The sequence below is a fragment of the Micromonospora yasonensis genome, from assembly GCF_026013475.1.
Classification (GTDB): Bacteria; Actinomycetota; Actinomycetes; order Mycobacteriales; family Micromonosporaceae; genus Micromonospora; species Micromonospora yasonensis.
The window spans coordinates 1-9,181 of the sequence record NZ_JAPDPH010000258.1; the positions used below are offsets into that span (position 1 = coordinate 1).

The 9,181-nt window shown below is 75.5% G+C and carries 7 protein-coding genes and 2 pseudogenes; 8 read left to right on the top strand and 1 reads right to left on the bottom strand.

All coding sequences use genetic code 11. The annotated features are described in order from the left end of the window. The 3 genes and pseudogenes from ONA70_RS31770 to htpX form a co-directional block, all read left to right on the top strand. Positions 1 to 355: pseudogene (locus tag ONA70_RS31770) on the top strand (NADH-quinone oxidoreductase subunit M); the annotation flags it as partial. 46 nt (positions 356 to 401) lie between these two features. Beyond that, complete coding sequence (locus ONA70_RS31775; protein ID WP_265010181.1) at positions 402 to 1,868, top strand: NADH-quinone oxidoreductase subunit N; 1,467 nt, start codon at positions 402 to 404, stop codon at positions 1,866 to 1,868. Between the two features lie 149 nt (positions 1,869 to 2,017). Next, positions 2,018 to 2,896, top strand: coding sequence for a zinc metalloprotease HtpX (gene htpX / locus ONA70_RS31780; protein ID WP_265010182.1), 879 nt, complete (start codon positions 2,018 to 2,020; stop codon positions 2,894 to 2,896). 54 nt (positions 2,897 to 2,950) lie between these two features. Here the strand turns inward: htpX and ONA70_RS31785 are convergent, their stop codons facing one another. Beyond that, entirely contained in the window at positions 2,951 to 4,147 is a 1,197-nt protein-coding gene (locus tag ONA70_RS31785; protein ID WP_265010183.1) for an MFS transporter, read from the bottom strand. Between the two features lie 301 nt (positions 4,148 to 4,448). Here ONA70_RS31785 and ONA70_RS31790 point away from each other — a divergent pair, with 301 nt between their 5' ends. From ONA70_RS31790 to ONA70_RS31810, 5 genes and pseudogenes are all read left to right on the top strand, one after another. Continuing rightward, positions 4,449 to 5,708, top strand: coding sequence for an MFS transporter (locus ONA70_RS31790; RefSeq protein WP_265010184.1), 1,260 nt, complete (start codon positions 4,449 to 4,451; stop codon positions 5,706 to 5,708). A 35-nt stretch (positions 5,709 to 5,743) separates the two neighbouring features. Continuing rightward, positions 5,744 to 6,517 (top strand): ArsR/SmtB family transcription factor, encoded by a 774-nt coding sequence (locus tag ONA70_RS31795; protein WP_265010185.1) that lies wholly within the window; start codon positions 5,744 to 5,746, stop codon positions 6,515 to 6,517. Next, the gene (locus ONA70_RS31800) at positions 6,492 to 7,835 is read left to right on the top strand and encodes an MFS transporter (protein WP_265010186.1); all 1,344 of its coding nucleotides are present in this window, start codon (positions 6,492 to 6,494) and stop codon (positions 7,833 to 7,835) included. The genes ONA70_RS31795 and ONA70_RS31800 overlap by 26 nt, the downstream gene beginning before the upstream one ends. After that, on the top strand, positions 7,771 to 8,139 hold the full coding sequence (locus ONA70_RS31805; protein WP_265010187.1) for a hypothetical protein: 369 nt from the start codon (positions 7,771 to 7,773) through the stop codon (positions 8,137 to 8,139). The genes ONA70_RS31800 and ONA70_RS31805 overlap by 65 nt, the downstream gene beginning before the upstream one ends. Before the next feature lie 691 nt (positions 8,140 to 8,830). Continuing rightward, positions 8,831 to 9,181, top strand: a pseudogene (locus ONA70_RS31810) (phage holin family protein); the annotation flags it as partial.

The following is a 9,181-nucleotide window of genomic DNA, read 5'->3' on the forward strand; positions in this document are numbered from 1 at the left end:
GCTCGGCTTCGCGGCGGTCGCCTCGCTGGGCCTGCCCGGGCTGGCCGGATTCTGGGGCGAGGCGTTCGCCGTGGTGGCCGCCGTCCGGCGGGGCGGCGGGCTGTGGATCACACTTGCCGTGCTGGCCGCGCTCGGCGGGGCGCTGACCGCGGCGTACTTCCTGCGGCTGCTGCGCCGGGTCACGCACGGCCGACCCAGCCCGGTGGTCGCCGGTGTCGCACCGGGGCTGGCCCGGGCGGAGCTGACCGCCTGGGCACCGCTGGTGCTGCTGGCCCTCGCCGTCGGCCTGGCCCCGGCGCTGGTCCTGTCGTACGCCTCCGGACCGGTTGGCGCCCTGGTGGGAGTCCTCAAATGAGCGAGCGTCAGCGAGCGGATCATCAGCGCGGTGGCGAGGTGCCGGCATGAGCCTGGTGCAGAGCGTGGACCACGTGGCGCTGCTGCCGGCGTACCTGGCCGGCGGCACGGCCGTCCTGGTGCTCCTGGCCGACCTGCTGGTGGCCCGCGCCGCCGCCACGGTGGCCGTCGCGGCGGTCGGCACGGCGGCCACCGCCCTCGGCGCGGCCCTGGTCGGCGCCGGGAACGAGCGGCGCACGTTCTGCGTGGGGGCGGACTGCTCCTGGGTGTACGGCGGCCGAGCCGCGCTGGTGGCGGTCGTCTTCGCCCTGCTCACCCTCGGGGTGCTGGCCATCTCCGGTCCGCTCCTGCGGGCCGGCCGGACACCGGTGGGGGAGTACTGCTTCCTGCTCGCCTGCGCGCTGGCCGGTGGGGTGGTGCTCGGCGCGGCCGGCGACCTGATCACCCTGATCGTGGCGTTGGAGACGCTCACCCTGCCGCTGTACGTCCTGGTCGGGCTGCGCCGGGGCAGCCTCGCCGGCGCCGAGGCGGCGGTGACCTTCTTCGTGGTCAGCGTGGTGGCCACCACGCTCACCCTGCTCGGCGCGGCGCTGCTCTACGCGGTGACCGGCGTCCTGCACCTGGACCGGCTCGGCGCCACCCTGGCCGCCCGGGACGACCTGCTCGACCTGCCCCTGACCACGGTCGCGGTGGCGCTGGTGGTGGCCGGGCTGGCCTTCAAGGTCGCCGCGGTGCCGTTCCACGCCTGGGCCCCGGCCACGTACGACGGCGCGCCGCTGCCGGTGGCCGCGTACCTGTCGACGGCCTCGAAGCTGGGCGGGGTGGTGGCCCTGCTCGCGGTGGTGCAGCGGGCGCTGCCGCCCACGGTCACCGGCCCGGTGCTGGCGCTGCTGGCGGTGCTCACCATGACCGTCGGCAACCTGGTGGCGCTGCGCCAGCAGCGGACGGTCCGGCTGCTCGCCTGGTCCTCGGTGGCCCAGGCCGGCTACATCCTCGCCCCGCTCGGCGCGCTGGCGCTGGCCGGCGGGCGCACCGCCGACGCCCGCACCGCGGCGTACGCCGCCGCCGTCGCGTACGCCGTCTTCTTCGTGCTGCTGGAGCTGGCCGCGTTCGCGGCGTTGGTGGCGCTGCGGCCGGCCGACGGGGATGGCGGCACGCTGGACGACCTGCGCGGCGCTGCTCGCCGCCACCCGTGGGTGGGCGGGGCGTTCGCGCTCGCCCTGATCGGTCTGGCCGGGCTGCCGCCCGGCCTGGCCGGGCTCTTCGCCAAGGTGACCGTGGTCCGGGCGCTGCTGGCCGGGCAGTCCGGCTGGCTGGCCCTGGTGGTGGCGGTGAACGCGGTCGTCGGTCTCGCCTACTACCTGCGGCTGGCCGCGACCCTGTACGCGGCACCGGACGGTCCGGTGCCGGCGCGCCCGGCCCGGCTGGTGGCCCTGGCCCTCGGGGCCGCCACGGTGCTGGCCGTGGTGATCGGCTTCGCCCCGCAGCTCGTGCTGGACGTGGCGGCCCGCTGAGCGGCGTTTCGTCCCCTGATGGGCGGGTGGCACAGCGGGCGCACAGAAATTCTCAGCCAATCTTCAGCCATGCCCTGGATGGTTGGCGGGTACCGGTGTGTTGAACCGGTCAGCGGACCCCGTGCGGCCCGCGCACCGAAGGAGCGATCGTGCATCACAACCGTCTGAAGACCGCAGCACTGCTCGGCCTGTTGACCTCGCTGATCCTCGCGGTCGGCTACTGGTTCGGCGGGAGCGGTGGCCTCGTCATCGCCGTTTTCGTCTCGTTGCTGATGAACGGCGTGACCTACTTCTACTCCGACAAGCTCGCACTGCGCTCGATGGGGGCGCAACCGGTCAGCGAGGCCCAGTTCCCCGAGCTGTACCGGATGGTGCGGGAGCTCTCCACCCAGGCGGGTCAGCCGATGCCCCGCCTGTACGTCAGCCCCACCGCGCAGCCCAACGCGTTCGCCACCGGGCGTAACCCCCAGCACGCGGCGGTCTGCGTCACCCAGGGCATCGTCGAGATCCTCGACTACCGCGAGCTGCGCGGTGTGATCGGACACGAGCTGTCCCACGTCTACAACCGGGACATCCTCATCTCCAGCGTGGCGGCCGGCCTCGCCGGCATCATCACCATGCTGGCGAACATCGCCTTCTTCATCCCGCTGGGCTCGTCCGACGACGAGGACGGGCCGAACCCGGCGGTGCTGCTGCTCACCCTGATCCTCGGCCCGATCGCGGCCACGCTGATCCAGCTCGCGATCAGCCGGAGCCGGGAGTTCCAGGCCGACCAGTCCGGCGCCGAGCTGAGCCGGGACCCGCTGGCCCTGGCCAGTGCCCTGCGCAAGATCCACATGGGTACGCAGATGCGCCCGCTGCCGCCGCAGGGCCAGCTCACCAGCACCGCCCACCTGATGATCGACAACCCGTTCAAGCGGGGCGGTGGCCTGGCCGCCATGTTCGCCACCCACCCGCCGATGGAGCAGCGGGTGGCCCGGCTGGAGCAGATGGCCCGCAACAGCGGCCCGGTGCAGTTCCAGCGCTGACCCGACCGACGAGATCCGCCCGCGTCCGCCCCGGACGCGGGCGGATTCTTCGTTTCAGGAAATGGCCTCGGGCAACCGGTCGGGTCGGACGAGCAGCACGGCGGCGAGCAGCACCACCCCCGCCGCCAGGTAGGCGACGGCCGGCCCGAACAGCGCGGCGGCGCTGCCGAGCACGAAGATGCCGCAGCCGGAGACCATGATGTTGGCGGCCACGATCGTCGCCTCGACCTGACCCATCCGCTCCTTCGGGGCCAGGCGGGCGAAGGTCGCCTGCGCCCCGATCAGCCAGCCGCACCCGGCGCCGATCAGGGCGTTCGCCCCGGCCACCGCCCAGTCCGGCCCGTCCACGGCAACCACCGCGCCGGCCAGCAGCAGTGCTCCGGCCAGCCCGGCAGCGGCCGCCACCTGGCCGCTCACCCGGGCTAGCCAGACCCGCCGCCCGGCCAGCAGCACGAAGACCGCGCCGCCGAGCGCCGAGGCGGCCAGCACGACCGGCCGCCATCCCCCGGCGGCGAGCCGCGGCGCCAGGGTCTCCGGCAAGGGACCAGCGATCACCGTGGCGAGGGTGAGCAGGGCGACCCGGCGTAGCACCGGATGGTCAGCGATGGTGCGTACCCCGGCGGTGGCCGGCGGGCGGGGCCCCCGGCGGGCGCCCCGGCCGGCGGGCAACCCGGCCAGCACCACCGCGGCGAGCAGGAACGACACCAGGTCGATCAGGAGTGCCACCCGGGCGCCGAGCGCCAGGGTCAGGCTCGCCCCGGCGAGCAGTCCGGCCACCTGGCCCGCCTGGTTGGCGAAGGCGGAGAGGCCGAACAGGGGCAGTCGCAGCCGGCCCTCCACCGCCTCGGCCACGACCGCCACGTGGACACTGGAGTACGCGGCCCGTACCGCGCCGAGCAGGCCGGCCGCGACGATCGCCGGTACCGGCTGGGGTGCCACGGTCGGGATCGCGATCAGCACCGCGCCGGCCAGCGAGAGCCAGACCAGCATGGTGCGCCGGGCCGGCACGTCGAGCCAGCCGCTGAACACGGTCGCCACCAGCAGCGCGGGCAGCGTCCGGGCGGCGTACACGGCGGCCGGGCCGAGCACCGAGTGGGTCTGGTCGTACGCCAGCAGCAGCAGGGCGGCGAGCCCGATGAAGTCCCCCAACTCGGAGATGCCCCGGGCGGTGACCAGCCGCGAAGCGACCGGGTGGCGGAACAGGGCCCGGTAACGGGGCGGCGGCGCGAGATTCTCGTCAGTGTCCGTCATCAGTTCGGTCGGTCTTGGCGGCTCGGGAAGGCAGCCCCGGCGGGCCGGGCGGGCGAGTAGAACGAGTAGATCTCTACTCGTAGGGGTGCGATGGCGGTGCCGGTCACCGGACCTCCGTACGTCGTCGGGCGGAGCCGTGCTGGCATGGACTCGGGTCGATCGAAAACTACCTGTTCGGTCCGCTGCGGGCAGCCCCGCCCCCGGCGCGAGGTGTGAGCGAGCCGACCATCCCCGCCGCAAGCTGCGGCGTTAGGGTCGGAAGCGATTCCACTCGTTACCTGTCCGCACAGGAGGTGCACCCTTGGCCGCACTGCGCCAGTATCTGGGGGTCTGGCGGATCCCCGGCGCGCCGATGCTGCTGGTCCTCGGCATCATCGGCCGACTCGGGATCGGCATGACCCCGTTGGCGCTTCTGCTCGTGGTCGAGGAGGTGACCGACCGGTACTCCCTCGCGGCCGTCGCCGGCGGCATCTACGCCCTCGCCGGGGCCGCGCTGAGCCCGATCGCCGGGCGGATCGCCGACCGGGTCGGCCCTACCCCGGTGCTGCTGGTCACCGCCGTCGCCCACCCGCTCGCCCTGTTCGGGCTTCTCGGGGCCAGCCGGTCCGGGGCCGGCAGCCTGGCGCTGATCTACCTGGCCGCCGGGATCGCGGGGGCCACCTACCCGCCGCTCACCGCGGCCATCCGGGGCGCCTGGAACGATCTCACCACCCCGGCCTCCGGCCGCGCCCAGCTGCGCAACACCGCGCTCGCCGCGGAAACCTCCCTCTTCGAGGTCGTCTTCGTGCTCGGCCCCCTGCTCGTCGCGGCGTTCGTGCTGCTCGCCGACGCCGCCGCGGCGCTGATCGGAGCGGCCGTGGTCACCCTGGTCGGGACCACCGCCGTCGCGCTCGGCCGGGTGATGCGGGGCTGGCGGCCACACCCGCGCGAGCACCACGCCCGCGGCCTCGGCCCGCTGCGCGTCGGCGGCTTCCCGGCCCTGCTGCTCTGCGTCGCCAGCCTCGGCATCGCGTTCGGCGCGGCCGGCGTGGTCGTCCCGGCCTTCGCCGGGAACGCCACCGCCGACGACCCGGAGAGCCTCGCCGGCGTGCTGCTCGCCGTCTGGGGCATCGGCAGCGCCGCGGGCGGCTTCTGGTTCGGGGTACGCCGGCCGGCGGCCAACATGACCCGCCAGTTCGCCTGGCTGCTCGGTGCGGTGGCGGCCAGCTTCGCGGTCTACGCCGCGATGCCCACACCGATGGCCCTCGGCGTCGCCCTGGTGCTCGGCGGGGCCACCATCGCCCCCGCGCTGACCCTGGAGAACACCCTGGTCGGCCGGATCGCCCCGGCCGGCATGCTCAACGAGGCGTACACCTGGGTGGTCACCATGTCGGTGGCGGCGAGCGCGGCCGGCGGCTCGACCGCCGGGCTGATCGTCGACCACGCCGGCGGCGTGACCTGGGCCTTCCTCTTCGCCGGCGTGGCGGTCGCCGTCGGGGCCGCCCTCGCCGCGCTGCCCGCCGGCCCGATCGCCCGCGCCGAGGCCCGCGCGGTACGCGCCGAGCAACCGGTCGCCGCCTGAGGGGATCAGACGGGTTCCGGCGGGTACTCGCCGGAATGTTCGTCTTCTTCTCGAACCGGATCGGCTGCCTCGGCTCGATCCTGGTCAGCGCGATCGTGACGGTGATCCTGCTACTGATCTTCGCGCGCTCTGCGGTGCACTATCTGAAGAGAAGCTTCTCGAGAGAAGCCTGTCGAGAGAATACTCTCGACGGCGTGGAGACGGACGGACCACGGACCCTCACTGATGCCCGCGAGCTGCGGGCGTTGAGCCATCCCGTACGGCTGGCCCTGATGGAGGCCCTCGGCGGTGGCCCGCTGACCGCCACCCAGGCCGGCGAGCTGATCGGGGAGACGGCGACCACCTGCTCGTTCCACCTGCGGCAGCTCGCTCGCTACGGCTTCGTCGAGGAGGCTGGCGGTGGCCGCGGCCGGGCCCGCCCCTGGCGGCTGACCCGCCGGGGCTGGTCGGCGCCGGCCCGGCCGGACGACCCGGACTGGACCCGGGCCTCCCAGGCCCTCGACCGGGTGCTGCTCGACCGGTACGCGCAGCGCCTGCGCCGCTTCGTCGACGAAGCCCCCAGCTACCCCTGGGAGTGGTACGAGGCGGCCGTCGGGCAGCAGCACCTCTTCCACCTCACCCCCGACGAGCTGGCCGAGTTCGCCGCCCGGTACGAGGAGTTGATCGGCGGCCTCACCGCGCGGTTCCACGCCCGGCGCACCGATCCCGCCGCCCGGCCGGCCGGGGCACTCCCGGTCGAGCTGCTCCTCTTCGGTTACCCGGTGCAGCCTCCGGAGGGGTCGGATGTCGACCCGACAGCTGCTCGCTGACCCGCGCGCCCGCCGCTACCTCGCCGGGCAGACCCTCTCCCTGGTCGGAGACAGCGCGATGTGGCTGGCCTGCGGCATCTGGATCAAGGAGTTGACCGGCAGCGACGGCGCCGCCGGCCTCACCTTCCTCTTCTTCACCGCCCCCGCGCTGCTCGCGCCGCTGGCCGGGCTCCTGGCCGACCGGCTGCCGCGCCGCCGGCTCCTGCTGGTCGCGAACCTGGCCGGCGCGGCGATCCTGCTGCCGCTGCTCGCGGTCCGCGGCCCCGAGCACGTGCCGCTGATCTACGCGGTGATGCTCCTCTACGGCTGCCTCAACCTGGTCATCGAGCCGGCCCAGTCCGCCCTGCTCGTCACCCTGTTCCCCGGGGAGCTGCTGGGCAGCGCGAACGCGCTGCTGCGTACGGTCCGGGAGAGCCTGCGGTTGCTCGCCCCGCTCGCCGGTGCCGGCCTGTACGCGCTGTACGGCGGGGCAGCGGTGGCCGTACTGGACCTGGCCACCTTCGTCGGCGCGGCGGTGTTGCTGCTGACCCTGCGCGGACCGGACCCCGCTCCCGAGCGCCCGGAGCGCACGGGCGGTGTGCTGCGGCACTGGGCGGGGGAGGTGACCGCCGGGTTCCGGCACCTCGGCGGCCATCCGCTGCTCCGCCGGGTCGCGCTCGCGACCGCGGTGCTCGCCCTGGTCCTCGGCTTCGCCGAGTCCACCGGCTACGCCGTCGTCGACCGGGGCCTGCACCGGTCCCCGGAGTTCCTCGGCGTGCTCCAGGCCGCCCAGGGGCTCGGCGCGCTCCTCGGCGGGCTGGGCAGCGCCGCCGCCGTGCGCCGGTTCGGCGAGATACGCGTCGCCGCTGCGGCGTTCCTGGCCTGGGCCGCCGGCGCCGGGTTGGCCACCATCCCGCTGCTCGGCGTGGTCCTGGTCGGCCGGGTCAGCTCCGGCACCGGGCTGACCGTCATGGCGATCGCCCTGCTGACCCTCCTCCAACGCAGCACGCCCGATCGGCTCCAGGGCCGGGTTTACGCCGGCTTCGAGGTGACCACCACCGTGCCGCAGACCGCCTCGATCGCGCTCGGGGCGTACCTCATCGGGGTGCTCGACTACCGGGTGCTCCTGCTCACCGAGGCCGCCGTGGTGGCGGTCGCCGCGCTCCTGCTGCTCCGGGCGAACCGGTACGCGGTGCCGGTGGCGGCCGCCCCGGCGCCCCCGGTCGGGGCGTCGGCGGACCCCGGCGAGGCCGGATCGGGGCATGATGGTGGGCATGACGACCGTGCCCGGGCAGGCGCCCGTCGCCCCGCAGGCGCCGCGCCATCCGCTCGATCCTGAGCCGGTCCGCTCCACCAAGGCCCGCGCGGTGTTCGCCCTCGGGCTGATCGGGGCGCTCACCGGGTTCTTCGTCGGCGGGGTGGTGCCGTCGACCATCGCCCTCGTGCTCGCCCGGCAGGCCCGCCGGGAGGCGTACGCCTCGGCCGGCTTCCTCACCGGCGGCGACTGGCTGCGCCGGGGGGAGCGGCTGGCCCTGGCCGGCCTGGTGCTGGCGGCGTTCGCGGTGGTGGCGGCGGTGGTGATCGGGATCGTCCGGCTGGCCGACACCCCCTTCGGCCACGACTACGCCCCGAACGTCGACTGATCGGGCGGGGGAGCGGCTCGCGCCCGGCCCCGTCGACGGGGCGTGCGACGGTAGCCTGGCCGGTGTCCGCCACGCGGTGGGCGAGCCACGTCGACAGGAGGACCCCGTGACGGAACCGGCCCCTTCGCCGGGCAGCGACCCGACCCGGTCCGCCACCGGGTCGGACGCCGACGGGTCCGAGCCCGCCAGCCCGTGGGCCGCGCCGGGTGCCGGGCCCGACGAGGGGCCGAGCGTGCCGCCGGAGGTCGCCAGCGTGGGGTACGCCCCGCCGCCGGTCGCCCCGCCGGCCGTGCCGGGTGGCCCCTGGTCGCCGGTCGGTCCGTATCCGCCCGCCGGACCGTCCGTGCCGCCCGGCCTCCCGGGGCAGCCAGCCGCAGTGCCGCCGGGCCAGCCCGGGCAACCGGGTCCCGCTGGTCCCGGAAACTACGCCGCGCCGACCGGGTACGGTCCCGCCGCGCCACCTCTCGGACAGCCGGGTCCCGCCGGTCCGGGGCCGTACTTCCCGCCGACCGTGCCCGGCCCCGGTGGGGCGTACCCGGGGCAGCAGCCGCCGCCTCCCGGCGTCTGGCCGGGCTCCGGGGCGTACCCGGGGAACGCGCCGGCGCCCGGCGGCGGATGGGCGGCGCCGGGGAGCATGCCGCCCGGTGGTGGCTGGGGGCCGGTGCCGCCGGCGGTCGGTCCCCGGCCGGGGCTGGCGGTGCCGCCGCCGCCCCGCGAGGCCGCGCGCCCGCCGAAGCGGGTCGATCCGGTCCCCGGCACCCCGTTCGGCGTGGTCCACCTGGACGTGCCCCCGGTGACCTCGGGGCTCGCCATCGGGTCGCTGGTCACCGGGATCGCGTCGATCCTGGTCTCGCTGCTGGTCTTCTGCTTCGGCCTCGCCGGGCCGAACTTCGGCGGTGCCTGGGCCGCCGGGGCGTTCACCGTGCTCGGCGCGATCGCCGGCACCGCCGCGATCGTCGCCGGCCTGCTGTCCCGCCGGCAGATCCGCCGGCTGGCGCCGCCGCCGGCGGTCCGCTTCACCGGGCGGGGCCTGGCCGTGGCG

Coding starts and splice junctions, on each gene's coding strand:
- ONA70_RS31795 (WP_265010185.1), top strand. CDS start 5,744: ATGTTCGTCTTCTTCTCGAACCGGATCGGCTGCCTCGGCTCGATCCTG.
- ONA70_RS31775 (WP_265010181.1), top strand. CDS start 402: ATGAGCCTGGTGCAGAGCGTGGACCACGTGGCGCTGCTGCCGGCGTAC.
- ONA70_RS31805 (WP_265010187.1), top strand. CDS start 7,771: ATGACGACCGTGCCCGGGCAGGCGCCCGTCGCCCCGCAGGCGCCGCGC.
- ONA70_RS31800 (WP_265010186.1), top strand. CDS start 6,492: ATGTCGACCCGACAGCTGCTCGCTGACCCGCGCGCCCGCCGCTACCTC.
- ONA70_RS31785 (WP_265010183.1), bottom strand. CDS start 4,147: ATGACGGACACTGACGAGAATCTCGCGCCGCCGCCCCGTTACCGGGCC.